This window comes from Paenibacillus sp. GM2FR (assembly GCF_002803325.1).
In the GTDB taxonomy this organism is placed as follows: Bacteria; Bacillota; Bacilli; order Paenibacillales; family Paenibacillaceae; genus Paenibacillus_AQ; species Paenibacillus_AQ lautus.
This window is the reverse complement of sequence record NZ_MKZM01000009.1, coordinates 233,353-259,658: the sequence shown is the minus strand read 5'-3', so window position 1 is coordinate 259,658 and position 26,306 is coordinate 233,353. Positions and strand designations below refer to the sequence as shown.

Genomic DNA, 26,306 nt, shown 5'->3' with positions numbered 1-26,306 from the left:
AACGAGATTCATGGTGCCCATTAAGACTTTTCTAATAAGTGACTGGCTAGAATTAAATTAAGTCTTTCTCAATAACCTCCAAAACCATAAGAAAGGCCGAAGTGGAATGTACAGAAAATAAAATGGCTTGGATAAAGGAAGAATTTCTGCGTCCAAGGAACTTGGGAGGAGTCTCTTTATTAAGAGGTGCATTTTCTGTTTTAGTGTCAATGCTGAAACCATGCTTCGTTTGTATTTAGGATTAGATGCCTGTGGTAGATCATTACTATTTTTTATTCCCTCCAAAGCCATTTGAGCCAGTTCGACTGCTTTCTCACTCACTACTAACGATTGTATTTCTATAGGAACTTTAGATGATAACAACAATTTGCTCAATAGAGCGGCTTGTTCTACGTAAATTCTCCCTCCATATAGTTTGAAGTAATTATGCAGTTTGGAGGGATCTATTTGATTATGAAACAATCGATCCATATCAATCAACCAGCGGAGGCGAAACCATCCATGTCTAGCACCATGATCAGCAAGATAAGCCAATAAATCTTCATTCCCTAAATGGTTAAATTGCTGGTCATAAATCGTCATTGTTTTTTTGTTCTGCCAAAGCTCTTCAAATGAAGGTGATTTTATTATTTCGGGATTAAGTCGCCAATGAACTTCTATTTGAGTAGAATGTTCTGAATGAATGAAGGAAATATGATGTGATTTCTTTTTCCAAAATAAGTGAGCATCTGTATTGTCAGGACGATACCCGAGTTGAGTTAATACTTCTTTGCTTTTCTCAACATCACTGGAACAAATGAGGATATCTAAATCCTTAGAGGTTCTGTGAGATAACTCTCCATACAGTTGAAGAGTAAGTACAGGCCCCTTTAACACCATTGATCGAATTCCATTGTCTTGAAGTGCTTTACAAGCTGTTCCTAATTCTCGCGTTAACTGTAACATCTTTATTGTGTTTTTCCTATAAAGTTGTTGAAGCTTCAACATAACGTTTTCATGAATTAATCTTGAACCATTTTTACTCAATTTGATATATACTAAAGGATAAACACGATGATGTATCACTAAATTCAGGAACTTACTCCAATCGATATTGGAAAGATACGTTTGCATCTCCTCTTCTTCCAAGGTTACATCTTCGCGTAATATATAGAGCATAAAGGACAGTTCAGTTGACAGATCACTTTTACCAACACTCATAACACTAAGCATAGAAAGAACCTCTCTCTAATTACATTAATAAAATAGGACTCATTTCCTTAACACCTTTGTTCATATTTGGTCTTCCTACGGAATAGTAGTTCAGTTGGGTTACTGCAAGTTCTTCTTCGCTATATATATTTCGACCATCAATTAAATAAGGTTGTTTTAACCATGACTGAATAAGAGAAGGCGCAATTTTTTGGAATTCCCCCCATTCAGTTAGTATGCATAATGCATCTGCGTCTTTAGCTGCTTCACGTGCGTCTTGGCAATACATAATGTCTGCAATATTATAGCTTTTGATAAAGTTATCCGTTGCAATCGGATCGTAAGTTCTTACATTTGCTCCTCTCTCTAAAAGAGAAGTTATTATTTCAAAAGCAGGTGCGTCTCTTACATCATCTGTTTCTGGTTTAAAAGCAAGCCCCCACAAAGCAATCGTCTTTCCTGCTAGCTCCCCTAAAACGGATTCGAGTTTTCTAATCATATTAAATCGTTGATCACGATTCACTTCTACAACCGATTTGAGTAACTTAAAATCGTAATCCATCTGCCCTGCAATCTGAATTAATGCTTGAGTGTCTTTCGGAAAACATGAACCACCATAACCAATACCAGCTTTCAAAAATGAAGTGCCAATTCGTTTATCGTGCCCCATCCCAGTGGCAACCTGTGTAACGTCAGCTCCCACCTTTTCGCATATATTAGCGATTTCATTAATAAATGAAATTTTGGTGGCAAGAAACGCATTCGAAGCATATTTAATCATCTCCGCACTTCGAATATCTGTTACAAATATATTACTTGTTAATGGGGCATGAAGTTCAATTAACCTCAATTTTGTATATTCATCAGAAGTACCAATAATAATTCTGTCCGGAAAAAGGGTGTCTTGAACCGCTGTTCCTTCCCGTAAAAATTCAGGAACAGAGGCAACCTCAAATGGAAAAAGTGATTGTGAAGAGATAATGTTCTGGATCTTCTCATTTGTACCAACGGGAACTGTACTCTTGGTGACAATGATTTTAAAACCATTTAGTGAATCGCCAATTTCCTTTGCGGCTTGCTCAATATAACTTAAATCTGCTTGCCCACTAGCTAGTGAAGGGGTACCTACCGCAATTAAAATGATATCCGATTTTTGGACAGCTTCGGTTAGATCTGTCGTGAAACGCAGACGCTCCTGAGTTATATTTTTATGTATGAGTTGCTTTAGACCTGGTTCATATATAGGTACTTCCCCCTGATTGAGCATTTCAATTTTAGCTTCCATCTTATCGACACAAATAACTTCATTTCCGAGATCTGAAAAGCACACCCCCGATACCAATCCGACATATCCCGTACCAATCACAGCCAGTTTCATTCTACCAGCCCCTCCTAAAGTAATTAGCCGTAGCACTTTTTCATGAGTCAAATATAAGCATTATGGCTACTTATTGCTTCTATTGCGAGACACGACAAAAAAGCATGAATTCCCTGCCTCATCTTTACAGAATCAAGATTAAAGGCTTGAATACTCATACCAAGAGATAAATACGATTGAATTTTATAGACAACTACCTGATCAAAAAAAGCATACATCAAATGTCGTGATTAAACCTTAATGCAATGTCGTGCTATTTCATCCCAAGTATGGTATAGCTCAACGACTTGATTCTCCTCTTGTTTGACACCACTCTGAACCACGATGATTTCCAATTCAGATAGAGCCCTAATACTGTGCAGCGTTTTCACAGGATTATGAAGGACATTCCCAACACTCACCTCCATAAAATTTCCATTTTGGATAAATTCCCCTTTGCCTTTTACAATAGTCCATACCTCTTCCCGACTCGTATGCATTCGGTAACTCAAATTTTTGCCCTTTTGAATGCTTACCCTTTTGGTTGTAACACAACGTCCGTCTTCGTACTGATTATCGTCTAAAATTCGAATTGATCCCCATTGCCGTTCCTCGTACATCGGTCCCTGGTCGAAATTGATAAAGTCTTTTAGACGAGGGCTCGCACTTTTGTCGGATACTAAAATACCGTCCGGACTTATTGCTACAACTATATTGGATAACCCAAGTATTGAAACCGGAATGTCAATCTCATTTATAAGATGTGTATTAGAACAGTCTTCACTTATGATTCCCTTACCAATTTGATGGTTTTGCATTTCTTCCGTTAGTGTGTTCCATGTCCCAAGATCTTTCCAATAACCTTCATAAGGAAGAACCACTAATTCAGACGCATTCTCCAGCACTTCGTAATCAAAACTAATCTTGGGAAGTTTATTGTATTGCTTGGATAACTCTTCGAACTGAATAGGCAGTCCTTTACGTTCCAGCAACTCAATAACATAACCAAGCCTAAAAGCAAATACTCCACAGTTCCAAAGAGCATTTTGATCTATCAAACGTTCTGCCATTGCTTCCGTTGGCTTCTCCTGAAAGTGACTAACTGACATATATGTGTCGTTTAAACTTCTCTCATTATGTTCATCGGTTCTTGTGGGAATGATGTATCCATACTTCGTAGAAGGATATGTTGGTTGTACTCCAATAAGTGCTATGTCAGCATTAGAGCAATTGAGTACCTCTTCTAGTTGCTTAATCGATTCAAAAAAATGATTCTCTACATAAGGATCAACCGGCAATATGACAATCACTTCATCCAGCCCAACTGTGGCATGAGAATACAAAAAAGTAGATGCCAACATAATAGCCGCAAAGGTGTCTCTCCGCTCCGGTTCTACTATAAGAGGGATATCATTTCCGATTTGACTTCGCATAATTTCAATTTGAGAGCTGCTGGTGGCGATGTAACAGGATTCTACCAAACCGTTTCCTTTTATTTGTCCCCATACACGTTGAACCATGGAAACAAGCTCGTTGTTATCATTTTCGAGCACTTTAAGAAACTGTTTGGATCTCGCATCGTTAGATAAGGGCCACAATCTTTTACCGGATCCCCCGGATAACAGGACTAATTTCATTCTCGCCCCTCCTTATATTCCTCATATTTATATTGATATCAAGAGACTGCGATACTTATCCAACGATTGTTCTTTTCTTAAATGCTCTTCTAAATATTCTCTTCCTTGTACGCCCTTGCGCTCTAACACACTACGTTCAAGTTCATAGAAAGTTCTTACTTCCTTCACTATCATTGAATAGTTTTGTGGCTCCACAACAACACCGCAACCACTTTTTTCAATTAACAAACTTGCCTCACTACCTTTTTCAAGAACCCCTAAGATCGGCTTACCTGCAGCCATGACACCATAAATCTTACTGGGCACTGAAACCCCTTTGATTCCTTTTTGGTTTACTACCAAATGTACATCAGCCGCATTCAATGTATATTTAATCTCTGATTTCGGTTGAAAAGGTAAAAAGAAAACATTTTTTAATTTATGTTGTCTCACATAGGTCTCCATTTTGGATTTAACTGCCCCATCTCCTATAAAAGAAAAGACAATATCATCATAATTGGATAAATCCTTTGCTATCCTTATCAAGTTTTCTAAATCGTAATACAAGCCCATATTCCCCGAATACATAATAATGAATTTATCTTCCCAACCGTTACTCTTTATGAATTCGTGGACTTTAGGATGATCTTTCGAGAGAGGAACAATCTCTTGTTCATCCGTCCAATTATTAATAACCGTGCTATTGGTAATTGCCTGGTTAGCCAATCTTTTATACAATGTTTCTTGCATATCGTGACCTACAGTAATTATATGATCCGCATATTTACAATTCATTGTATCCAGCCATCTCGCAACTCGGTAAAGGGACTTGTTTTTTATATAGCTTACTGCCTCCGCTTGTTCAGGGTTAAAATCCTGAATATTGTAAATATGTTTGGTCCGTTTGAATAATTTACCTATAGAGCCTATCAGCCCACCTAGTATCGGAGGCGTGGAGATCGTATAGAGAATCTGAATATCCTTTTGCTTAAAAACACATAAATTTGCATAAAAAAAATAAGCCGCAATATATCGCAACCTACTCCATTTATTCCGCTTGTCTTGCTTTGGAAGCCGAATCCTTATAATATCAATATTCTCCAATTTATCTTTCACGAACCTTTTTCTTGTGCGATGTTCCTCCTTAGCTTCTTCTGGCTGAGCCGCAATAACGGTTATTTCAAAATCATGTTGTAAATGAAGGCAAAGTTCTGTTAAAAGTTGTCCGGTAGATGCATAGTCAGGATAAAAATAATTGATTACAAAGACCATTTTTTGCTTCATAGTAGAACCTCTTTCAATCGTTGTGTCTCTTCCGTTACTTCGAATCTATACTTGACGAAACGTGCAGGTAATCCAGCATGAACTTCATTGGAGGGTACATCCCGGGTGACCGTGCTTCTTGCAGCTACTATCGACATTACACCAATTGTTATACCGGGATTAACAAAAACATCACTTGCAATCCAAGCACCATCACAAATTTTGATGGGTTTTGTAATTAAGCCGAACTTAACATCATGAATATTATGAGTTCCCGTACACAGATAGGCATTTTGAGATACTATACAATGCTCACCCACTTCAATTTGATCTAGGCTATAGAATTCAACATGATCACCAACCCAGGAATAATCACCAATAGTTACCTTCCATGGATATGTAAATCTTGCTGTGGGTCTTACTTGAACTCCTTTCCCTATACGAGCACCAAATAAACGTAAAAGAAAATTACGCCATTGATACATAGGATGTAACGAGAATCGAAATAGACTCCCTTGAACAAGCCACCAAAGTAATATAAACCACCCACTCTTTCCTCTTGAGTAGCCATCTTGACTATATTGATCTAATCTAATCCTGTTATTTTCCATGTGCCATCTTTCTCCCATTAGGAATGGTTTCATTGCTTAACAATGTATTGTACACTTTTAATGTTGAATTCAAATATTGTTCGTGAGTAAAATGCTCTAGAACTCGTCTTTTACTATGAATACCATATTGATTCCCTTCCACATTTTTAAAGATATATCTAATTGCCTCAGCAAGAGCTTCTTCATTCTTCGGAGGCACCAAACACCCTATGTCAGGAGTAACCATTTCGGGAACGCCTCCAACATCTGTGGCTATAATCGGTAATGATGCCGCCATTGCTTCAAGAATCACGGTTGGGAAAATATCATATACGGAAGGAAGTACAAACAAATCTGCTTGCAACAATAACTCAGGAACATCTCTGCGAAGCCCTAAGAAGTAAACATTATTCAAATCTAATTCCTTAGCTAAAGTTTGTAACTGTTCTTTATACCCCTTCTCTGATTCAAATGCTACGTCACCAACAATTAGGTACTTTACATCTGGGTTTGTTTGTTTAGTAATGTGCGCTGCTTTAAGTAAATATTCTATCCCCTTCATAGGAGAAAGCCTTGCAACAGTAACTGCAATCTTATCTCCACTATTTAATCCTAATTCTTGCTTCACTCCATTGGCTGCCTGTTTATTATCAGAATTCTTCTTGATTTCAATACCGTTATAAATTTTAATAAGCTTTTTCGAATAACCTTTTCCCCACTTAAACATTACTTTACTTCTGTCGCATAAAACGATTACTTTGTCATTGAACAAATGATTCAGGTAGGCAACACATTTATAAGCAAACAGAGGCTGTCTAGGCAATTCATGAACTGTTTGGAGGGTCGGAATGCCCAGAAGCTTTCCAACAATATTTCCCCCCATCAGCTCCATCTTATGAGAATGAATAATATGAATTTTATACTTTTGAATAATGACTCTAAGGGCTTTCATAGAACGAAATAAATTTATTACATTACGAATGTAGTATGTGGAATCCGTCGGTTTGCCAAAAACAGCTAATGTAGTAAAAATCACCTGTGCACCGGCAGCTTCATACTTTTCAACATACGGGCTTGAGGAAGGTAATACAACATAAGGTTTAAACTTTTTTTTATCCAATCCTTGAACCAGTTGAAGCAGAACAGTATCCACTCCGCCAACATGACTGGCATAAGGCTGAATGTAAAGTATGTTATTCATATTCTCACACCTCACGAAATGACCTTTTTTATCGCTGTTGAAACAGCCTTAGCATAAGAATTAGGGTGTAGTTTTCTCCATAACCCTAAGCTCATTTTCCAACCAGAACGTACATAATCTTGATGATCCATTAACCAATGAAAAGCCCTCAGCAAGTCATTCTCATCCATCGGATCAATGATCAAACCGTTCTGTTGATCCAGTATAATATCTTTTGTTGCTCCAGCATATTTAGATGCGAGAACAAATGTATTTGAAGCCAGTGCTTCATTTACAACCAAGCCCCAAACTTCAATTAATGAAGGAAAAAGCAGACAATGACTCTGAACTAAATAATTCGTCAACTCTTCCTTTTGCTTATATCCTTCAAAGTAGATTTGTTTTTCTAAACCAAACTCCTTAACTTTTTGTTTCAGTTTCTGTTCATCGGGACCAGAACCCACAATTCTTAATTCCCATTGTGAATGATTCAGCAATCGAAGAGCATCTATAATTTGAACTAATCCTTTTCGCTCAATAAGTTGACCAATAAATAGCATCTTAATCTTATCACTCTGAATGAAGTCCATTCCTTCATTAACCAGGCTCTCATAATATTTGTTACGATAATATCTAACATCCACTGTATTGTAGCCGACAACTATTTTCCTTTCTTCTACGCCATAATGTCTCAGGCATTTTGCAGATTCGGTACCGTAAGTTACAAAGGAATCAGCTGACTTAAAAAAGAACTTTCGAACCCGATTTACCATGGTGTTCTGCACCCTGCTACTGTCTAGAGTACTCCCCCACCATACAATAAATTTTTTTCTAAATAGTCGACAATACACGAGAGCGGACCAATATCCAAGCGAGTCATATCCAGAAGTAATAATTACATCCGGATTTTCTCGAATCAACTTAAAAAAAATACCCGGATTAATGTGCACACCCATATCCAATTTCTGAATATAGGTATGAACCCCAGGTAAACATTGATAATCGTATTTAATTTCTTGATGATTTATATTCCATTGCCGATTTTTTTCACGCTCTTCCAAATACCAAACTTGTAACTTAATTTCCTTATGCTCTTTTAGCTTGTTTAGGACCGGAATCCTGTACGGAGCAATCGTATTCGTAAGGATAAGGGTTCTGATCATACGCTCACCTCAATATAATATCTCTTCCCTTAATGGACCGGAAGAACTATGGCCTAATCCTTCTGCGAAAAATCAGGAATATTATTACAGGAAGTATTGCAAATTGAAAAGATAGTTTCGTTAATACAGATAACCCGCCTCTATTTAGTTGAATAATGACGAAAGGAATAACAGCAGCAAATAAAATCTGCCCAATATAATGATTCGATGCCAGGACCTTCCTCATCTTATTATTTAGCGTATTAGAGACATACCCGATGACGAATGAAAAAATTATGATAAAAGTCATTCCTCCGTTCACAAAAAGCTCTGTAAGCAGGTGAGCGGTTCCGACCGGTTTTAAATTTTCTAACGCTTCATTCTCCATAATAAACCGTTCAAAAAACTGATAGTTATTTTTGTTATTCAAGATAAAGGATGGGACCTGTTCTACGATAGGATCGAGTAACGTTTTTCCGTATAAAAAACTTATTGTATGCTCCTTAAACAGCTCTATACACTTCAGAAAACTAATATAGTTAAAGGTTGTTTCGTAAAAGAAAAATCGGATGGGAGCCTTCAGAAGAGAAAGGAAAGTAAAGGCCTGTTCCCCCCCTGATTTTCTTATCATCCCGATCAAGCCTAGAAATAACAATAGCGAGATCCCAAAAATAATTTCCTTGGTCTTAAGTTTCCTTTTGTAATTTACCAACTTATACAATAATGCGATCTGGAATATAAAGGTGAATGTTAATTGCCTAATTCCTAGAGGAAACAATAATAAATGAAATAATCCAGCAAACAATAAATATTTTTTTTGGAAACCTGTCACTCGTATTAGAATTAATGTCCCTATGTCGATTGCAAATACTGCAGTAAACAAATACACATATCCGACATTCTTTAAACTATACCCTGCGCTAATTGCACTAAGATAATCTATTTTGTATAAGCCAAAAAAGAATAAGCCCATCGCTGCTAACAGCCAATAGTGAATGAAAAACCTCGAATGAAAATAATTGTATTTTTTTGAGGCCAGGTCAACTTCCTCATGTGTAGTATCTTCCACATCCTTACTTGATTTCTTATTAAATAAGAAATAGGAGAAGTAAAATAAAGAAAGAAATAAACAGTTATAGTACAGTGATTCTGATACGGTGGCAAATGTATAAACTTCATTGAAATGAATTTTTGTGCCAATAAATCCTTCCAATCCACCATCGGTTAACAAGTATAATGGCACACCTACAGAATATGCGAAAAATGACCATCCCACTATTTTGTCCCAGGTTATCCCTTTTGAAGTAACGATCATATTTGATAACCCAATCATTATGTACATAATGTAAGACGTAAGCAGATTTGTCTTTAAATACAGTTCATACTCAATAAATATAATGGAGAGCAGAATGACTGCAAACATGACTAGCAGATAAATGAACTTTAATTGTGATTTATACAAATAAGATGAACCTGTTCTGGCGGGTAAGGAAATTCTCATCATTTTTCACCAATCCATCTATAAGTTATTGCAGTGTATCATTGGTTTACATCTTCTAAGCACTTCATTATCCAAGCAATGAGGATTGTTTGATAGCACCGCCTTCTTCTGTATCCACACTCCCATTCGATATTTTCCTGTTAACAAAAATAATTGAGAATACAACAAGCGGTATTGCAACAAATCTTGATAAGCCTGCAGCAGAGTCCCCAAAATAAGGAATGAGTATAGACATTATGGTGAAAATGGATACCGATGTTGATAACGAAAGTGCTGTGTTAATTTTGATGAACCCTGTTCCATTCAAATAATAATTTGGAATTATGGCAAAAGCTCCGATAGCTACTGAAAGAACTAGCAAGCGGAAAAGATCAGTATGAAGACTGGCAAATTCCAAACTAATCCATAACGTTAATATGGAATGTGCAAACAAATAAGCAACGAGGGATGCAATAATAATGAATATTGATTTGCACATAAATGCTATTGAGTAAACTTTCCTTATCTGTGCGGTTTGCTTACTCTCATATAATGAACTGAATTTTGCAAATAAAAATGCAGATGCAGCAGCTGGCATTTCATGTATCTTTATAACAAGTTGCATACAAACCGCATAATACCCTAATACGCTAGGACCTAATAATGAGCCGATGATAAGTTTATCAGCTTGATTATTTAAGGCGCTGATTATCATTTGAAGCCAAGAGTAAATCCCATACTTGAAAATTTCCATGAATATGGATCGGTTTAATCGAAGTCTGAAGAGTAGGTTTGAGTTAACCTTTTTTGCTATATAGGCATTGATAAACAAAAGCAACACGGTTGAAATGAATAAAAATATAACCAGTAATTTAATATCTTTATAAATAAGTGCAAGTCCTGTAAAAAGGATAGATGTTAATACGTTGTAGACAATATTCACCTTGCTGTTGATATCATACCTTTGCTTGGCCATATAAGATCCAGAGATTACGCTGTTAATAATTCTTAGCCCTACAACGCCGCCTATTAAATGAATGACTGGAAGGATTGAATTCACACCAGAAGTTCCAAAAAACACTGGGAATACGAAAGTATCGAATAACAGTGTTAGTGCATTGATGACAAGCGACAAAATTATTGAGAGTGTGAATGCTACAGAAAACAATTGATTAAACATTGAATCATTTTCTGACGATTCGTATTCCGATCCAATCTTAATGAATGCATTACCTAAACCGAAGTTAGATATGCCAAGTATATTTATAAGCGAGTTAATTAGCACCCATATTCCGTAATTAGCACTTCCTAGGTTTTTTAAAAGCATTGGTGTTGTTATGATGATTACGACGGGCGTTATAAAATAGGATGAGATACTAAATAGCACATTATTAAAGTCCCTATTTTTTTTTATGGATGCTATTCTATCTATTAGTTTCATAAAATGAGTGCTCCACTCTAAATTTTATACACCTTGCAACTAACCCGATAAATTTTGATAAAAGTCTAGATAGATAATAGTGTCTCCTTATTCGTTATCTGTGTGCGAACTCTTCTCATGTCCACATCTACCATCATTTGAATCAACTCTTCAAATCCAATCTCAAGTTCCCAACCTAATTTTTCTTTCGCCTTTGAACAATCACCAAGCAAAAGGTCTACTTCAGCTGGGCGTACAAATTCGGGATCTATTACAACATAATCTCTATAATCCAATCCGACATAAGAAAATGCTACCTCAAGAAGTTCTTTAACCGTATGCATTTCACCAGTAGAAATTACGTAGTCATCTGGCTCAGCCTGCTGTAACATTAACCACATTGCTCTCACATAATCTCCCGCGAATCCCCAGTCACGAAGAGAATCCAAGTTTCCCATACGGAGCTCATTTTGAAGTCCGAGCTTTATCCTGGCTACACCGTCAGTAACTTTTCTTGTAACAAATTCTAGTCCACGTCTTGGAGATTCATGATTGAACAGAATACCCGAACAAGCGAACATATTAAAGCTCTCACGGTAGTTTACAGTAATCCAGTGGCCATAGACTTTAGCCACACCATATGGGCTTCGCGGATAGAAGGGGGTCGTCTCTTTCTGCGGAGTTTCTACTACTTTTCCGAACATTTCAGAACTAGATGCTTGATAAAATCTAGCCTCCGGCTTCATGATTCGAACAGCCTCTAACATGTTCGTAACTGCGATTGCCGTATATTGTCCAGTAGCTATAGGTTGTGGCCAAGATGCTGCTACAAATGATTGAGCAGCCAGATTATACACTTCATCCGGATCTGAAATTTTTACCGCTTCAATTAGAGATGCCATATCAGTCAAATCTCCAGAGATCCATCTGATTTCATCTTTGATATGATTAACATTCTCATAATTGGGGGTACTTGTGCGTCTTCGCAATCCGTATACTTCGTATCCTTTTTCTAATAGAAGCTCAGCTAAATAAGAACCATCTTGCCCTGTAACACCGGTAATTAACGCTCTTTTCATGTATGTTCCCTCCCACGGACTACGGTTATTGTTTGATTAAATATTCCTTCTGAAACGCTTGATACACGGACCGTAATCCGCTCTCCAATGAAATCTGGGCTTTCCATCCAAGATTGTTTATCTTCGTCACATCTACCAATTTTCTCGGAGTCCCGTCAGGTATAGTGCTATTGAACACAATTTCTCCGTCATAACCGACAATGGACCGGATGAGTTCTGCCAGCTCTTGAATTGAGATATCTTGGCCAACGCCTACATTAATTATTTCACTTTCGTTATAATGCTCCATCAGAAATAAACACGCCTCTGCCAAATCATCTGAATGAAGAAACTCACGCCTAGGGTTTCCTGTCCCCCATACCTCTACTTCAGGGATGTTATTTTCTTTTGCATCATGAAATTTTCGTATCAATGCTGGTAATACATGAGAAGTCTTCAAGTCGAAGTTGTCATGTGGACCATACATATTGGTAGGCATAACGGATATATACTTTGTTCCATATTGACGATTATAAGACTGACACATGTTAATGCCCGCTATCTTAGCAATGGCATAGGGCTGATTCGTTGGTTCCAACTCACCAGTTAGTAAATATTCCTCTTTAAGTGGCTGTGGAGCAAATTTAGGATATATACACGTAGAACCTAGGAACAAGAGCTTCTTGACATTAAATTGATAGGCTGCATCAATAACATTGGTTTGAATAAATAAGTTATCTCTTATGAAATCAGCAGGATAGTCATTATTTGCTGCGATCCCGCCCACCTTAGCCGCAGCTAAAAACACATAATCAATCTTCTCTTGCTGGAACAGGTTATAGACCTCTCCTCTATCCCTTAGGTCCAATTCGGAACTGCTACGGCACACCAAATTGTGGTACCCATTACTTTGTAAAGCTCTTAGAATAGCAGAGCCCACCAAGCCCTTATGTCCAGCAACATAAATTTTTGAATCTAAATCCATATTATGATCAACTCCTAACCTCTCATTAAAAAGCATCTTTAGTTCCAAATAAGACCCTTACTGTGTGTAAAATAATTTTTATATCTGTAATGATTCCTCTTTGTTCGATATACTTTAGATCCAGCTCTACCATTTCATAAAAACTCAATTTATTTCTACCACTTACCTGCCACAAACCAGTACACCCAGGAATAACGCTCAAACGTAGCTTGTCATAGCTGCTATATTGATCAACTTCTCTAGGCAATGCTGGTCGTGGTCCTACAAGTGACATCTCACCGCGAATTACATTCCATAACTGCGGAAGTTCATCTATGCTGGTTCTGCGAATAAATTTCCCAATTTTTGTAATACGCGGATCTTCTTTCATCTTGAACATAGCGCCACTTATCTCATTCTGGTCTAATAATTCCTCCAATAATTCTTCGGCATTTGAAACCATGGAGCGAAATTTATACATTCGGAATGACTTTTCATCCTTACCGATACGAGTTTGATAAAAAAAAATAGATCCTTTCGGATCCTCTAACTTAATTAGTATGGATATGATTAGAAAGAGTGGCGACAATAGAACAAGCCCCATGAGGGCAAAAATGAAATCCATAGCCCGCTTTAATATACGATATAAGACTTTGCCGTTTTTCTTCTCTTCGGTATATATCGAGTTCCCCTCGAGAACAACTTCTATATCATTTCGTTGAGGAGTGGGAGACACTTCGTTCACCTCATTAGCGATTTATTTTACCCAGATGTTCTCGTTCGAGAATAGTTTCCAAACTGTGCAGTAATGGTTTACGCAAGTCCTCATTTTGCAGGGCAAAGTCAACTGTTGTCATTATAAATCCGAGCTTTTCGCCTACATCGTAACGGATCCCTTCGAAATCATATGCGAATACACCCTGGGCCTCGTTTAACTTTTGTATTGCATCCGTCAACTGAATTTCCCCACCAGCACCTTCCTCCTGAGCTTCAAGAAATTCAAATATTTCTGGAGTCAATATGTATCTTCCCATAATGGCCAACTGGGATGGAGCTTGGCCTGTAGGAGGTTTCTCTACAAAATAATCCACCTTATATAAACGATTCATTTTGTCGAGGGGAGCTACGATGCCATAACGATGCGTTTGGTCATACGGCACAGTTTGGACTCCGATCACGGATTTTTGTAATTGCTCAAATTGTTCTGCCAACTGCCGAATACAAGGTGTCTGCGACTGTACGATATCATCCCCTAGGAGCACAGCGAACGGTTCATCTCCTATAAAGTTGCGGGCACACCATACAGCATGGCCAAGTCCTTTTGCTTCCTTCTGACGAATATAATGAATATCCACGTTGGATGAACGGCGCACTTCATCAAGCAAATCAAATTTCCCTTTGCTAAACAAATTATTTTCCAACTCAAACGCATGGTCAAAATGATCTTCGATGGCACGTTTCCCTTTACCGGTCACAATGATAATGTCCTCAATTCCAGAAGCTATTGCTTCCTCCACAATATATTGAATAGTGGGTTTATCAACAATTGGAAGCATTTCTTTTGGCATGGCTTTTGTTGCAGGCAAGAAACGAGTACCTAGACCTGCTGCAGGGATAATCGCTTTTTTCACTTTCTTCATCATTCATTCACTACCCATCTCTGTTTATTCTTTATACATTTGTCAATATGAATGTCTATGTAGTAGAACAGCCTAGCTATACACTCTTCAATCAGGAAGAGAACATAGCTAAACTCTCTAAAAAGGGCATTTAACCCATCCTCACATCACACCATCGACAATAATGTCTAAGGTCTTTAAGACCCACAGCATGACCGAGTGTCTACAGTGAAAAAGGTGCAGTAGACATTACCTTATTACTACTTCCGCTAGCTTTATTGACTTTTTGGTAATTCTCACACAACCCGATTAATTACAATGCCAAGCATTCGGGCGTTTACATGTTTTAATTGTTCCTGAGCTTTCTTCAGCCTTTCCCTCTTCACTTTGCCTGCAGCTACCACCATAATAATGCCATCGCACAAGGCGCTAACTATGACACTATCTGAAACGGATAGTACAGAGGGCGTATCCATGAGAATAACGTCATATTGCTCTTTCATTTGATCCAGCAGATCACGCATCGCAATGGAATCCATAAGCTCCGACGGATTCGAAGGTACTGGCCCGGAAGGAAGCAATGAAAGCTGGTTGATCGATGTCTCCTGAATGACTTCACTTGTACTCGCTTGCCCTGCTAATAGTGTGCTTAGGCCTTGATAGTTTAATCGTGAGAAAATACGGTGCAGAGAAGGCTTGCGCAAATCGGCATCGATAAGAAGGACTCTTTTCCCCTCCTGTGCGTAGGTGACAGCCAAATTGCTGATTGTTGTACTTTTCCCTTCCCCAGTCTGGGATGAAGTCACCATAATCGTCTTTAATTCCATATCCTTTGAGGAAAAAGGAATTTTTGTACGAAGTAGCCTATACACTTCTGATATTGGAGATTTCGGATTTGTAGATACGATTAAACTGCTGTCATTGGTTGATCGTCGCATGCTGACCTTCACCTACTTTTGAGTTTTGTAGTGCTTTCATTCTGGCGGTTTTTTTCAGGTCACTTTTCGGGATTCTTCCTACAACCGCAAGTACGGGGACGTCCAGCATTTCGGTAATATCAGCTTCTGTTTTTAACGTATCGTCCAGGTAATCTAAAAGAAATATCAGTCCAATTGCCACCATCAACGAAACAACAAAGCTGATTAACAGATTCATGATTGGGTTGAAATTGATAGGTCCAGGGGTGGCTGTCATATCTGCTTCGCTTAGAATAGTGATATTATCAACCTTCATAATATGAGGGATTTGTTCCTTAAACACGGTGGAGACCGCATTTACGACTTCAGCAGCTTTGGCATAGGATGTATCCTCATAGACCAAGTTCATAACTTGTGAATTATTTGCCGATGTGACGGAAATCCTGGCGGATAATTGCCCCGCAGTCTGTCCCAGATCGGGAAATTTCTCAACAACCTTGTTCATAATAGCGGAGGATTTGATAATCTCTTTGTAAGAATTTATAAGGAATATACTTGTTTGGATTGTACTCGTATTAAGTGTTCCTGCCCCTTCTCCAGATGACTGGTTCACGATCAGCTTGGCATTGGCAGCATAGATCGGTGTTGTAAAGAAGTAGCTTTTCACTCCGGTTGCAACCATTGCAACGATCACAATAATTGCGATTAACCACCATTTTTTCTGTATGACTCCAAAATACTGTTTGAGTTCCATCTGCGTTCGACCCCCCGTTGGATTCAAGTTCCTACAACACCTTGATCTCGTTTTTTATTAATTACCGGCTATACATTCATGCATGGTTCATAATTCGCAACTCTTCGATACAATCCGTATAATTTATATCCCATAATTTACGATACAGTTTGTATCATGTCAAGGAGAACTTTCTTTGATTTCTCCATAAAAAAGACACGTTTTGTATCGCGATGATTGAAGTGTAAGATATGTTAACGCTTACTTATATAAAAGAAATAATTTCAACTCTCCGTTCTTAACCTTAAGATTTCCTCTGGAACACATACTATGTTTGGTGAAAATCCTCCGGGTTAGACTCGCCCTTTTATTCAAGTAATACTTTTCTAATTTCAAGCCATTACTGATCGGATGAGGATTATCTCCTGCTTGAATACGCGTAAATACTGCTATATGATATTCACCTGGGATACGATTTGTATCAATTTTAATTTAATGGAAATTCATCCTCTCCATTCCTGAGGCCTCTTCAAAAAAAGGAGTTATGTTATGCGCATCTTTATTACTGTAATTTGGGCTCTAGCCTTGTTCATCTTCACTTGCTCTCTTAATTTTCAACTTCTGATCCAGCATCACATTGTAAATTTCCGATTTAATCCGTCCCCTGATTGGTCCGATCTTCTGAAACTGGATTTTCAATGGTACAGCGGAGATTGGATTTCGCGTAAATTAGGCCATTTCTTCGGATTTTTCATCCTTGCTATGCTGGCGTCGAACTTCGGCAAGACCAAGTCAGCCTTCTATTGGTGTGTACTTTATGCTGCATTCACAGAAATCCTCCAACTGTTTTTCTTTCGGGGCGGGAGGATTTATGACGTGATCAACGATGCCTCCGGCATTCTACTGGCTTACTTCTTGTGCACATTCCAGCTCCGTAGAAATACCAACCATAAAAGCATCCGTTAAGATTCCAGAAAATAAACAAAAAAAGTATTGATACAAATTGTATACATGATATATAATGTTACCGATACGATATGTATCATTGATTTGAATGGGGTACAGCCGGTGTAGGCTGCAACGAAAGGAAGATCGAATGGGCGCAATTGCCGGTATTTATCGTTTTCATGGAGAGCCGATTCCAACGGATAACAGCGAACTCATAATGTCGGCATTAAGCAAGTATCCTGCTGATCAAAGCGCCGTTTGGCAAAAGGATTACATTATGATGGGATGTCATGCCCAATGGATTACAGAGCATGCCATCCACGAAATACTTCCTTATTACGATCCGCAGCGCGGGCTTGCCATCACGGCCGACGCCATCTTAGACAATCGGGATGAGCTCATGGAACAGCTGCATGTGTCGCCTGTCCATAGGCCGCACATGACAGACAGTGAAATTCTGCTGCAGGCTTATGAGAAATGGTCCGAACGGATGCCAGAGCGACTGGTCGGAGATTTTGCTTTTGCCATATGGGATGAACGCAAGCAGCTGCTGTTCGGGGCAAGGGATTTCTCAGGCGCAAGAACGCTATATTATCATCACGATGAGCAGCAGTTCTCCTTCTGTACGATGATGACTCCCTTGCTCACTTTACCTTATATACATAAAGAGCTTAACGAGCGTTGGCTAGCCGAGTTTCTGGCGATCCGCGGTGTGTTCGAACCCCCGGATGCTTCAACCACTGTGTACAATCATATTTATCAGATCCCGCCTTCCCACTCCTTCATCGTTAAACATAACCGGTTATGGATCAGCCGATATGACAACCTGGCTAATGTGCAGCCTCTGCAGCTCCGTTCATCCGAGGAGTATGAAGAAGCCTTTCGTGAGGTATTTCATAAAGCCGTAACCTCAAGGCTTCGTCGTTCAAGCCTGCAAATCGGCGCTCATCTTAGTGGTGGTTTGGATTCGGGCTCTGTTGCAAGCTTTGCAGCAAGAGCACTTCAGCAGAAGAACCGGATGCTTCAGACCTTCAGCTACATACCGGAAGATGAATTCATAGATTGGACGCCAAAGCACAGATTTGCTGACGAGAGGCCGCTCATCAGGCAGACCGTACAGTTTGTGGGCAACATCCATGATCATTACTTGAATTTCAAAGGTCACAGTCCCTTTACGGAAATCGACGACTGGATTGACATCCTGGAATCTCCTTATAAGTTCTTTGATAATTCGTTCTGGCTAAGAGGAATTTATGCGCAGGCGCAGCAGCGCGGGATCGGAATTCTGTTGAATGGAGCAAGGGGGAATTACAGCATCTCTTGGGGACCCGCAATGGAGTATTACACGCGACTTATGAAAAAGTTCAACTGGCTCCATCTATCCCGCGAGATCAATCAGTATAGCAGGAACGTTGGAGTTGGACGTAAGCGGCTATACTCCATCCTTTGCCGTAAAGCATTGCCTTTCCTCACAAGGATAAGGCCATCCGGATCATCAGCTGAGTTGCCGCAGCTCATCCATTCCGACTTTGCTGAACGCACAGGGATCTACGACAAGCTGCAGGATCGCACGTTTACCGGAATTGGCTCAACAGACGATCTTCCTGATGATCCACTGGAAGCCAGAATTCAGCATTTCAACCGGGTTAACATGTGGAGCGCCACCGGGTCAAGCGGCTGCAAACTGTCCCTTCGTTATTCCGTATGGAGTCACGATCCGACCAATGATCTGCGCGTCATTCGATTCTGCCTGTCAACGCCAATGGAGCAATTCGTTCATAATGGCATGGATCGGGCTTTAATTAGACGCTCTACTTCAGGCTGGCTCCCCGATTCCATCCGGCTTAACCAGAGAACAAGAGGCATCCAGGCAGCCGATTCTATCCATCGTATGCGAAGTGACTGGCCAGCATTTATCGATGAACTGGATCATCTGAGTCGTGATTCTAGAATGCAGCAGTTCATTAACATGCCTGTTCTCGAAGAAGCTCTGTCGGAGGCCCGTCAGGGAATGGATCCAAATCAAGCCTATGGCCCCTCCATTAAACTCCTAATGCGCAGCCTCATTCTGTATCGATTTCTTCAAAAAAACTTTTGAAAGGAGGTGAATCTATATGAAAAAGGAATGGAGCGTACCTGCTTTGGAGGTTCTTGACATCAAAATGACCATGGCTGGTCCTGGTAGTGCAATTCCGGATGGAGTGCAACCGGATCCGGACGAAATGGTTCACACCAGCTAACATATAAAGCCATCATGTTCTGATAAAAAGAGCCCCTATACGCCTGATCGGGTATAAGGGCTATCTTTTTTTATTCGCATATTAATCATTGGAGTGAGGACCATGCTTCAAACGTTTAAGCCAACCGCATATAAGGCTTTCGGGTTTTCCATTCATAGTGACATTCCCATGCCTGAGTTACAGCCCGTCGTCCTCCCGGATGATTTTGCCGACATTGTCGTCCGTTATGCCGATCTGACCGAAAGATGGCTTGGAAGATCTGATAAATCGAATAAAACATGGGTATGCACTGAAGATATGGTCATGTTCAGAGTACCTGAACTCGCCGTTTTTGCAATAGAGGACGGAACGACCATCTCTGTTTCTCCAGAGAAGGGCGCCGCGGAGGATAAAATCCGCCTGTACGTGCTGGGATCTTGTATGGGTGCCCTTTTATTGCAGCGTAGAATACTCCCCCTGCACGGCAGCGCGGTAGTGATTGACCATAAAGCCTATGCCTTCATCGGTCATTCCGGGCACGGGAAGTCGACGCTGGCTTCTGCCTTTTTGCAGAAAGGATACCAATTATTAACGGATGACATTATCGCCGTGACGCTGGACCAACAAAATATTCCTTACGCAACGCCAGCTTATCCTCAACAAAAGCTTTGGCAGGAAAGCCTTGAAGTCTTCGGTATGGATTCCAGGCATTTTCGGCCTTTGTTCGAGCGTGAAACCAAGTACGCCGTCCCCGTCACATCCCAATTCTCCAATAATCCCCTGCCGCTGGCTGGCATTTTTGAGATCATCAAGACGGATTGCTGTCAACTACATATACGTGAGATTGATAAATTAGAGAAGCTGCCGCTGTTGCATCGTCATACCTATCGAAACCAACTTCTATCCGGCAGCGGATTAACGAAGTGGCATTTTGACATCACAGCGCGCATGTCCGGGAGTATGGCTATGTACCAGATTCAGCGTCCATTAAACGAACATACCGTGCACGAGCTAACGGCCATGGTCTTAGATACCATACGTGAATAAACATGAACTTCATGGGTCGTTTATCGAATCATATTCCGCAGCGATCAAACACCCGCAATTACATATGCCCCCCTTTATAAAAGATCCCCAAATGACCGGTTTGGGGATCTTTTCACTAAAGCTCGGCCTCGACAAGGCAAGGCTTTTGTCTGCGTCACATCCATCTTTTACTTTTCCTGCTTACGCACAAATACCACAACAACTTCGAAAGACGATGCGCAGCAAAATGAACTTCTGGATCGACCTTAGTGTTTTTGTTAATGTCGTTTCTAACGGCTGAGTACATTCATGATTTCGATCTTAAACAAATTAACAACCCGCTCAATGAGCGGGTTGTTATACATGAAGGCGAATACGGCCATATTGCTGTCAATAAACGGGCCCGAGCGCTGATCGGATCAGTTTGTATTCGTATACTATACCATTACTTTTCGTCCGCTTGATCGGTGAATGCCATGCCCATTCGCCTCTTCATTTATTTTACCAGCTGGGACTGCCCTTTCTTTACCCCAAGTACGTATCGCTTCAATTTGTTCAGGGCTTGTTTGAGATAACGGCACGACATTGGTAAAGAAGTTTATAAACGTATCATCAGTAATGGAATCGTCCCCTTTTACAAATGCTTGCTTCACTACGTCTCGAACAGCAGCTTCCAAATCCGCACCGGCAAATCCGTCCGAAAGTCTCACTAAATGCTGTAATAATTCATTTGATATTGTTCTCTTCAATCCCTTTTCAATATAAATCTTTATAATTTCCTCCCGTTCACTCGCGGTTGGTAAATCTACGAAAAACAACTCATCAAAACGTCCTCTGCGCAGCAGTTCAGGGGGCAGCTTGGATACGTCATTGGCGGTTGCCACAACGAAGACTCTAGCGAGGCTTTCCTGTAACCAATACAGAAATTGGCCGACCAGACGGGTCGATGTGCCTCCATCGCCTCCGCCTACTGCGCCGGCAAGACCCTTCTCAATTTCATCAATCCATAATACGCATGGCGCCACATGATCGGCTGTGGATAATGCTTCCTTCAAACGATTCTCACTCTGCCCTAAGTACTGTCCATGTATGGTGGATAAATCCAACCGATACAGCGGTAGGTTCCATAAGGAAGCGATCGCCTTAGCGGATAAAGACTTCCCACACCCCGGAACACCAACCAACAAAATTCCTCTTGGCGGGCGAATGCCGCGTTCACGCAAGTCGGCCGTCAGGAGCTGGCGATTAGCATCAAGCCATAATTTAAGGCCATCTAACCCGCCAATTTGATAGTCCTCTCTTACAATAACTCGCTCAATACCAGAAATATCAGCAAAAATCTTATCTTTGGCATGCATTAATTCCTTTAAATTCTCATTCATAATACTACCGTTAGCTAATAATGTTGCGATCACATTTTCAGCCTCGATTTGGCTTATGCCCGCAAGTATAGCGGCCGCTTGCCTCTCCTCGGCATCCTGCCACTCAATGAACATTTCACTTCGATAAGGATAAATTTGATCCCGAATAATGATCAGCATTTCATCCTCGTTGGGCTGAGACAGCGTTATCGACATGCCCAGACGCTGCAATGGCCCCCAGACAGGATTATTCGTAATTACAACAATCGCCCCGCCCGTTTCCGTAGCAAGCATTACCGCATCTTGCAATTGTCTTGCCATCCGAGTATCGTCTTCAAGCTCTTGTACCTCTGTAAAAACGAACGTTTGATTTTGCAGTTGACCGATTTTTTGTGTCACATAATCTAGTCCACCAATAACCGAACGGTCCTCATTGAGCAGCCGATTGGTTGATATATCTCTCATTCCTTGGGATAACGTATGGTAGCCAATGTTTAAATTTAACTTTGTTGATAATTGAGCTATAAAACTAAGCGCACGAGAGCGTTCCGCAGTACGTATAGAAATAAAGGGAATTCTCGCTTTCAAATATTGCTCCATGGTCTTCAAACATGTTTGCAAGTCACTCATTTAAAATAGCACCCTTCTTCTAGACTTAAATGGATCAGATGCAGACTCCTTCGGTTCAACCGGCTCACGAGCCGCGGCCGCTGGAGCTTGCGTCTGTTGCTGTATCAAACTATTATGTCTAATCGTATAGGCAAGTTGACCCGTTCGATCATGCTTTGCGCTTTCTAATAAAGCTTCCTGAGAATCTCCGACATATTTACTTACAACTTGGATCAAGGATTCCTTAACATCCTCAGGAAAAATAGAAAGGCGGCATAAACGATACAGCAAATCAAATCGGTAACGTGCATTTATAATGGCGGAAATAATGGCTGCTTCTTCACCGCGTGAATGATCCAGTTCCTGCTGGAATAGGCGCGTCGTATACTTTAATTTAAATTCAATTACTTCATAGGTGCACTTTACAATTTTATCAGCTACACCTGACGTCCATTCCAACTTACCTTTTTCCAGAACAGAAATGATCTTCTCATCTTCCTGACCAAGTTCTTTTAGTTGATGAAACAGCTTCGTCCATTCGGAATAATAATTCGGAGGATTCATAATAATTTCGAGCTCCGTCTACGAACTAATACAGCCGGCGGATTCAAATCCCATGCAGGAAAGCTTTCCGCTAATGATTCGTTAATGGTTTGCCTTTGCAGTTCTTCAATCTTCAGATCCAGCTTTGCTTGCATTTGGCCAGCCGGCTCTGTCGAAGAATTCTGAATGATGGGTTTGCTTCTATTTAACATCCGGATTTCACTCCTTCTTAATTTGACGAAATAACGGCTCTAGCAGAATCATAGGTCGAATATGTATATTGCTCTGGCGTAACTTGATCAAGAAGCTCATCTATTTTACTTGCGTTAGCATCTTCAGTCTCATACTCGAGGCGATAATCAACAATATCACTTAAAGTTGCCACTAAAATTTGCTTATGATTTGCGAATAGTTCCTCATAATTCTGTTCAATTAGTTGTACATTCTTTTTAACAATCCTCAGACCATTCAGGAAAATAAACAAACAGATAGCGGAAACAATAAATAAAAATAATGTGCTCATACCTAATACAAAGAACCCAATACCTGCAGCTAAGGATACCCAATGTTTGGCGCCGAGCTTGTTTTTACCCAAAGCGTCCTCTTTCTTCAATTGAATATGCTGTTGCAAACTGGAGATCAGCTCTTCCTCATTACTTCCGTCCCTCGAAGTGCCCGTCCAATCGTCCAATTTAATCTCAATATCGATAGGGACAGCATTACGATTTTCAGCAGTTAGATCATCATGGGCATGGTTTATCCATTCCTTCGATAAGGCTATGGCGAGCTTTTGGGTAGCAACAGAAGCGTTGGATTCTGTCGGATACATGGAAAAGTTCGTTAACAGCTGGGTAAAATCAAGTCTTTCGTCAACAACCTTCTCATTTGCAAACAAGTTCTGGGCCGTGTTCTTATCTCCATCTTCTTTTATGATTAATTCATTTAATCGTTCTTCACGACGTAACGGCAGCTCTTCCTCGTCGAATTCACGAACCAAAATGTCGAGCAGTTGGTCTACTGCAAAAGCCAAGTTTTTGGAAGGGATAATCTCTTGCGTAAGGATAAAATTGAAATATTGAAAAATAATATCATGCAGCTGCGCACCCTCAAGCGCATGCTGAAGCTGTGGCCAAGTCGGACTGTATTTCCTCAAATGAGGAAATTTTGAAGCATCCAGCTTTTCTGTACGCGACAAAAGCGCTTTCTTCCATTGGTCTCGCTGTGCTTCGATAAAACCTGCTTTTTGTGATAGCTCGTCCAACCAGCTTTTTATTAATAAGCCGCATTTCGCTCTAGCTTCAGGACCAAAAATCCCGTTAGAAAAGCCATCAATCAAAATAACGATTTCTCTCTTAAGTTCATTCGGATCTTGCTGACCAAAATATCGTTCCAACCAAGAGCGGCTTGATTGATAACGACCTCCTCGGCGCGTAACCAATGCAAAAAACAGAGATGTCTTCTCATCATCTCTTCGCAACGCTTCGACAACTGCCTTCTCAGCCAGCTCCTTTTTATCACTAAGCCATGCGGATAATGCGATTAAGCATGGCGCCAGCCAATACCGTGGAGCAGCCAGCAACTGTTCTTCCGATGCGTTCTCGATTGTATCCTTACGTACCAAACTGGTGTCAACGGCTTGCAATATTCCAATCGCTCTTCGACGAACATCCTCATAGTGACCGTATTTATTCTCGAGTTCTTGTCTAACCTTAACTAATCTCGTCTCTGCTAACTGCACATTTTTGATCAATCCATCCTGGCGTACATATTCACGAAACTCTTCCGCAAGCAGTGCAAGATCGCTTTGCGTATCCTCCAGTTGCTGCTCTACCGTAGCTACCTGTTGATATACTCCATTAATATTGTCATTAATTGCGCTCAACGAATTTTCGATCCGACTCAAGTTAGCCGTAGAGATCGTTTGATGATTTGACATCGCTCATCTACTCCTTAATCATAGATACTTCTCCAGATAGGGATACTGCAGCAATCATATTCATATATACCTCGATGTAGGCATAGCTAGGATGCATAGCCAGTCTTCTAGCCTTTTCCATACCGTTTGGGACGATTTCTCCTCGTTTATAATGATCGAGAATCTGTAATCTAGTATCTAGCGAATGGACTTCATAAGGATTCCCCAAGTAACACTTACTCACAATACCTAACGGAAGCTGATCCACCGCTAACTCGGGAAATTCACTGGATATTTGATCTATAAGCTCTTGAACTTTTCCCTTAGAGACAACCACACCGCTAACATCAAGCTTGGTCATCGATTCTATGAAAGCGCTTGAGCGTTTTAAGCGCAATCTTTTCTCTAATGCAGCTCCTTCTAATCGAACTACAGCTTGCTGTCTGGGTGCGACATCCAGACTGGTTTCAACCCGTGTATTAAGTCCTAATATCGGTCTCCGCATAGTACCTCCAAGAACTATATTTTGGTTTATTTTAGTATATCATGGAATATGATGAAGGGATATGTTGAACTTTGCTGTAATGAGAACTTCAGCATGTTGAACTTTGTAGACTCTAGTCACAACTTAACTGTGAACAAATTGAAGATAACATCTTATGGTCAACGCAAAAAACCATCCTCATGCGGATGGTTTTGGATTATTATTCTATTATTATTTCTTTGAAAAAAGCAAAAACCATGCCCTTATGCGATCGGTAGTTTTACATAGTGCTAAGAGGGGGATTACTCCCTTGTCCGAAGGCAGCCAAGAAAATGGCATGGATATCATGCACGCTTTAAACATCCACCGGCAGGCTTTCTATAGCTGTAAAAAATACGTCCAGCAGCTCTTTATCAAACATTTGTTTTACGTAATCCGAGATTCGAGCTAAGTCTTCCTCGCCGTTATATTCCAGGCATGCACGCCCTTCACACCATAATACCTTGCAATGAAATTGTTGCTTCACATGCTCAATAATATAGTCTTGTTCAACACATTCACGGATCATTACTGCCAAACGTCTCACACCCACTCATCTTTTTATGTTCTCGCATCCTCCTTATTATTCAAATTTCAAATATGTTTTTCGGTGATATTTGTCATACATACTG

The 26,306-nt window shown here is 40.1% G+C and carries 26 protein-coding genes; 5 read left to right on the top strand and 21 right to left on the bottom strand.

Annotated features, from left to right (window positions below):
• Window positions 1–57 precede the first annotated feature (57 nt).
• From PAEVO_RS22315 to PAEVO_RS22245, 15 genes are all read right to left on the bottom strand, one after another.
• Window positions 58–1,200, bottom strand: a complete 1,143-nt coding sequence (locus tag PAEVO_RS22315; RefSeq protein WP_165789734.1) for a nucleotidyltransferase domain-containing protein — start codon at window positions 1,198–1,200, stop codon at window positions 58–60.
• Window positions 1,201–1,231: 31 nt separating this feature from the next.
• Window positions 1,232–2,569: a UDP-glucose dehydrogenase family protein gene (locus PAEVO_RS22310; protein WP_100539729.1), complete on the bottom strand. Its 1,338-nt coding sequence runs from the start codon at window positions 2,567–2,569 to the stop codon at window positions 1,232–1,234.
• A gap of 230 nt (window positions 2,570–2,799) precedes the next feature.
• Complete coding sequence (locus PAEVO_RS22305; protein ID WP_100539728.1) at window positions 2,800–4,185, bottom strand: sugar phosphate nucleotidyltransferase; 1,386 nt, start codon at window positions 4,183–4,185, stop codon at window positions 2,800–2,802.
• Between the two features lie 27 nt (window positions 4,186–4,212).
• On the bottom strand, window positions 4,213–5,448 hold the full coding sequence (locus PAEVO_RS22300; protein ID WP_100539727.1) for a glycosyltransferase family 4 protein: 1,236 nt from the start codon (window positions 5,446–5,448) through the stop codon (window positions 4,213–4,215).
• Window positions 5,445–6,038 (bottom strand): WcaF family extracellular polysaccharide biosynthesis acetyltransferase, encoded by a 594-nt coding sequence (locus PAEVO_RS22295; RefSeq protein ID WP_100539726.1) that lies wholly within the window; start codon window positions 6,036–6,038, stop codon window positions 5,445–5,447. The genes PAEVO_RS22300 and PAEVO_RS22295 overlap by 4 nt, the downstream gene beginning before the upstream one ends.
• Window positions 6,028–7,218, bottom strand: a complete 1,191-nt coding sequence (locus PAEVO_RS22290; RefSeq protein WP_100539725.1) for a glycosyltransferase family 4 protein — start codon at window positions 7,216–7,218, stop codon at window positions 6,028–6,030. Before PAEVO_RS22290 ends, PAEVO_RS22295 begins: the two co-directional genes overlap by 11 nt.
• Before the next feature lie 11 nt (window positions 7,219–7,229).
• Window positions 7,230–8,360: a glycosyltransferase family 4 protein gene (locus tag PAEVO_RS22285; protein WP_100539724.1), complete on the bottom strand. Its 1,131-nt coding sequence runs from the start codon at window positions 8,358–8,360 to the stop codon at window positions 7,230–7,232.
• Between the two features lie 46 nt (window positions 8,361–8,406).
• Entirely contained in the window at window positions 8,407–9,681 is a 1,275-nt protein-coding gene (locus PAEVO_RS22280; RefSeq protein WP_165789733.1) for an oligosaccharide repeat unit polymerase, read from the bottom strand.
• A 226-nt stretch (window positions 9,682–9,907) separates the two neighbouring features.
• The gene (locus tag PAEVO_RS22275) at window positions 9,908–11,260 is read right to left on the bottom strand and encodes a lipopolysaccharide biosynthesis protein (protein WP_100539722.1); all 1,353 of its coding nucleotides are present in this window, start codon (window positions 11,258–11,260) and stop codon (window positions 9,908–9,910) included.
• A gap of 65 nt (window positions 11,261–11,325) precedes the next feature.
• Window positions 11,326–12,318 (bottom strand): GDP-mannose 4,6-dehydratase, encoded by a 993-nt coding sequence (gmd, locus tag PAEVO_RS22270; protein ID WP_100539721.1) that lies wholly within the window; start codon window positions 12,316–12,318, stop codon window positions 11,326–11,328.
• 25 nt (window positions 12,319–12,343) lie between these two features.
• Window positions 12,344–13,282 carry a GDP-L-fucose synthase family protein gene (locus PAEVO_RS22265; RefSeq protein WP_100539720.1) on the bottom strand — a complete coding sequence of 313 codons (939 nt, stop codon included), beginning with the start codon at window positions 13,280–13,282 and terminating at the stop codon, window positions 12,344–12,346.
• Between the two features lie 25 nt (window positions 13,283–13,307).
• Window positions 13,308–13,997, bottom strand: coding sequence for a sugar transferase (locus tag PAEVO_RS22260; protein ID WP_279300478.1), 690 nt, complete (start codon window positions 13,995–13,997; stop codon window positions 13,308–13,310).
• A gap of 13 nt (window positions 13,998–14,010) precedes the next feature.
• On the bottom strand, window positions 14,011–14,901 hold the full coding sequence (gene galU, locus PAEVO_RS22255; RefSeq protein ID WP_100540237.1) for a UTP--glucose-1-phosphate uridylyltransferase GalU: 891 nt from the start codon (window positions 14,899–14,901) through the stop codon (window positions 14,011–14,013).
• Between the two features lie 275 nt (window positions 14,902–15,176).
• A complete protein-coding gene (locus PAEVO_RS22250; RefSeq protein WP_100539719.1) occupies window positions 15,177–15,818 on the bottom strand; it encodes a CpsD/CapB family tyrosine-protein kinase in 642 nt (213 codons plus the stop codon).
• On the bottom strand, window positions 15,799–16,551 hold the full coding sequence (locus PAEVO_RS22245) for a YveK family protein (RefSeq protein WP_100539718.1): 753 nt from the start codon (window positions 16,549–16,551) through the stop codon (window positions 15,799–15,801). The genes PAEVO_RS22250 and PAEVO_RS22245 overlap by 20 nt, the downstream gene beginning before the upstream one ends.
• Before the next feature lie 528 nt (window positions 16,552–17,079).
• Between PAEVO_RS22245 and PAEVO_RS34925 the strand changes: the two genes are divergently transcribed.
• The 5 genes from PAEVO_RS34925 to PAEVO_RS33560 all read left to right on the top strand — a co-directional run bounded on the left by PAEVO_RS34925 (window position 17,080) and on the right by PAEVO_RS33560 (window position 21,024).
• Window positions 17,080–17,496: a VanZ family protein gene (locus PAEVO_RS34925; RefSeq protein ID WP_100539717.1), complete on the top strand. Its 417-nt coding sequence runs from the start codon at window positions 17,080–17,082 to the stop codon at window positions 17,494–17,496.
• A gap of 130 nt (window positions 17,497–17,626) precedes the next feature.
• Complete coding sequence (locus PAEVO_RS22235) at window positions 17,627–19,576, top strand: asparagine synthase-related protein (protein WP_100539716.1); 1,950 nt, start codon at window positions 17,627–17,629, stop codon at window positions 19,574–19,576.
• A 16-nt stretch (window positions 19,577–19,592) separates the two neighbouring features.
• A complete protein-coding gene (locus tag PAEVO_RS33400; protein ID WP_106426994.1) occupies window positions 19,593–19,718 on the top strand; it encodes a paeninodin family lasso peptide in 126 nt (41 codons plus the stop codon).
• A gap of 102 nt (window positions 19,719–19,820) precedes the next feature.
• On the top strand, window positions 19,821–20,744 hold the full coding sequence (locus PAEVO_RS22230) for an aldolase (RefSeq protein WP_100539715.1): 924 nt from the start codon (window positions 19,821–19,823) through the stop codon (window positions 20,742–20,744).
• Entirely contained in the window at window positions 20,737–21,024 is a 288-nt protein-coding gene (locus tag PAEVO_RS33560; protein WP_133120350.1) for a hypothetical protein, read from the top strand. Before PAEVO_RS22230 ends, PAEVO_RS33560 begins: the two co-directional genes overlap by 8 nt.
• 136 nt (window positions 21,025–21,160) lie before the next feature.
• Here the strand turns inward: PAEVO_RS33560 and PAEVO_RS22225 are convergent, their stop codons facing one another.
• The 6 genes from PAEVO_RS22225 to PAEVO_RS22200 form a co-directional block, all read right to left on the bottom strand.
• On the bottom strand, window positions 21,161–22,714 hold the full coding sequence (locus PAEVO_RS22225; RefSeq protein WP_100539714.1) for an AAA family ATPase: 1,554 nt from the start codon (window positions 22,712–22,714) through the stop codon (window positions 21,161–21,163).
• On the bottom strand, window positions 22,715–23,257 hold the full coding sequence (locus tag PAEVO_RS22220) for a hypothetical protein (protein WP_100539713.1): 543 nt from the start codon (window positions 23,255–23,257) through the stop codon (window positions 22,715–22,717).
• Entirely contained in the window at window positions 23,254–23,448 is a 195-nt protein-coding gene (locus tag PAEVO_RS22215) for a hypothetical protein (RefSeq protein ID WP_100539712.1), read from the bottom strand. Before PAEVO_RS22215 ends, PAEVO_RS22220 begins: the two co-directional genes overlap by 4 nt.
• A 17-nt stretch (window positions 23,449–23,465) precedes the next feature.
• A complete protein-coding gene (locus tag PAEVO_RS22210; protein ID WP_100539711.1) occupies window positions 23,466–25,172 on the bottom strand; it encodes a hypothetical protein in 1,707 nt (568 codons plus the stop codon).
• 7 nt (window positions 25,173–25,179) lie between these two features.
• Window positions 25,180–25,512 carry a hypothetical protein gene (locus PAEVO_RS22205; RefSeq protein WP_243390899.1) on the bottom strand — a complete coding sequence of 111 codons (333 nt, stop codon included), beginning with the start codon at window positions 25,510–25,512 and terminating at the stop codon, window positions 25,180–25,182.
• A gap of 478 nt (window positions 25,513–25,990) precedes the next feature.
• Entirely contained in the window at window positions 25,991–26,203 is a 213-nt protein-coding gene (locus PAEVO_RS22200; protein WP_100540236.1) for a hypothetical protein, read from the bottom strand.
• Window positions 26,204–26,306 lie beyond the last annotated feature (103 nt).

What these genes read in the sequence shown, in the direction of transcription:
- PAEVO_RS22315 (WP_165789734.1), bottom strand. Translation starts at nt 1,200, where the DNA reads ATGAGTGTTGGTAAAAGTGATCTGTCAACTGAACTGTCCTTTATGCTC.
- PAEVO_RS22310 (WP_100539729.1), bottom strand. Translation starts at nt 2,569, where the DNA reads ATGAAACTGGCTGTGATTGGTACGGGATATGTCGGATTGGTATCGGGG.
- PAEVO_RS22305 (WP_100539728.1), bottom strand. Translation starts at nt 4,185, where the DNA reads ATGAAATTAGTCCTGTTATCCGGGGGATCCGGTAAAAGATTGTGGCCC.
- PAEVO_RS22300 (WP_100539727.1), bottom strand. Translation starts at nt 5,448, where the DNA reads ATGAAGCAAAAAATGGTCTTTGTAATCAATTATTTTTATCCTGACTAT.
- PAEVO_RS22295 (WP_100539726.1), bottom strand. Translation starts at nt 6,038, where the DNA reads ATGGAAAATAACAGGATTAGATTAGATCAATATAGTCAAGATGGCTAC.
- PAEVO_RS22290 (WP_100539725.1), bottom strand. Translation starts at nt 7,218, where the DNA reads ATGAATAACATACTTTACATTCAGCCTTATGCCAGTCATGTTGGCGGA.
- PAEVO_RS22285 (WP_100539724.1), bottom strand. Translation starts at nt 8,360, where the DNA reads ATGATCAGAACCCTTATCCTTACGAATACGATTGCTCCGTACAGGATT.
- PAEVO_RS22280 (WP_165789733.1), bottom strand. Translation starts at nt 9,681, where the DNA reads ATGTACATAATGATTGGGTTATCAAATATGATCGTTACTTCAAAAGGG.
- PAEVO_RS22275 (WP_100539722.1), bottom strand. Translation starts at nt 11,260, where the DNA reads ATGAAACTAATAGATAGAATAGCATCCATAAAAAAAAATAGGGACTTT.
- gmd (WP_100539721.1), bottom strand. Translation starts at nt 12,318, where the DNA reads ATGAAAAGAGCGTTAATTACCGGTGTTACAGGGCAAGATGGTTCTTAT.
- PAEVO_RS22265 (WP_100539720.1), bottom strand. Translation starts at nt 13,282, where the DNA reads ATGGATTTAGATTCAAAAATTTATGTTGCTGGACATAAGGGCTTGGTG.
- galU (WP_100540237.1), bottom strand. Translation starts at nt 14,901, where the DNA reads ATGAAGAAAGTGAAAAAAGCGATTATCCCTGCAGCAGGTCTAGGTACT.
- PAEVO_RS22250 (WP_100539719.1), bottom strand. Translation starts at nt 15,818, where the DNA reads ATGCGACGATCAACCAATGACAGCAGTTTAATCGTATCTACAAATCCG.
- PAEVO_RS22245 (WP_100539718.1), bottom strand. Translation starts at nt 16,551, where the DNA reads ATGGAACTCAAACAGTATTTTGGAGTCATACAGAAAAAATGGTGGTTA.
- PAEVO_RS34925 (WP_100539717.1), top strand. Translation starts at nt 17,080, where the DNA reads ATGCGCATCTTTATTACTGTAATTTGGGCTCTAGCCTTGTTCATCTTC.
- PAEVO_RS22235 (WP_100539716.1), top strand. Translation starts at nt 17,627, where the DNA reads ATGGGCGCAATTGCCGGTATTTATCGTTTTCATGGAGAGCCGATTCCA.
- PAEVO_RS33400 (WP_106426994.1), top strand. Translation starts at nt 19,593, where the DNA reads ATGAAAAAGGAATGGAGCGTACCTGCTTTGGAGGTTCTTGACATCAAA.
- PAEVO_RS22230 (WP_100539715.1), top strand. Translation starts at nt 19,821, where the DNA reads ATGCTTCAAACGTTTAAGCCAACCGCATATAAGGCTTTCGGGTTTTCC.
- PAEVO_RS22225 (WP_100539714.1), bottom strand. Translation starts at nt 22,714, where the DNA reads ATGAGTGACTTGCAAACATGTTTGAAGACCATGGAGCAATATTTGAAA.
- PAEVO_RS22220 (WP_100539713.1), bottom strand. Translation starts at nt 23,257, where the DNA reads ATGAATCCTCCGAATTATTATTCCGAATGGACGAAGCTGTTTCATCAA.
- PAEVO_RS22215 (WP_100539712.1), bottom strand. Translation starts at nt 23,448, where the DNA reads ATGTTAAATAGAAGCAAACCCATCATTCAGAATTCTTCGACAGAGCCG.
- PAEVO_RS22210 (WP_100539711.1), bottom strand. Translation starts at nt 25,172, where the DNA reads ATGTCAAATCATCAAACGATCTCTACGGCTAACTTGAGTCGGATCGAA.
- PAEVO_RS22205 (WP_243390899.1), bottom strand. Translation starts at nt 25,512, where the DNA reads ATGACCAAGCTTGATGTTAGCGGTGTGGTTGTCTCTAAGGGAAAAGTT.
- PAEVO_RS22200 (WP_100540236.1), bottom strand. Translation starts at nt 26,203, where the DNA reads ATGATCCGTGAATGTGTTGAACAAGACTATATTATTGAGCATGTGAAG.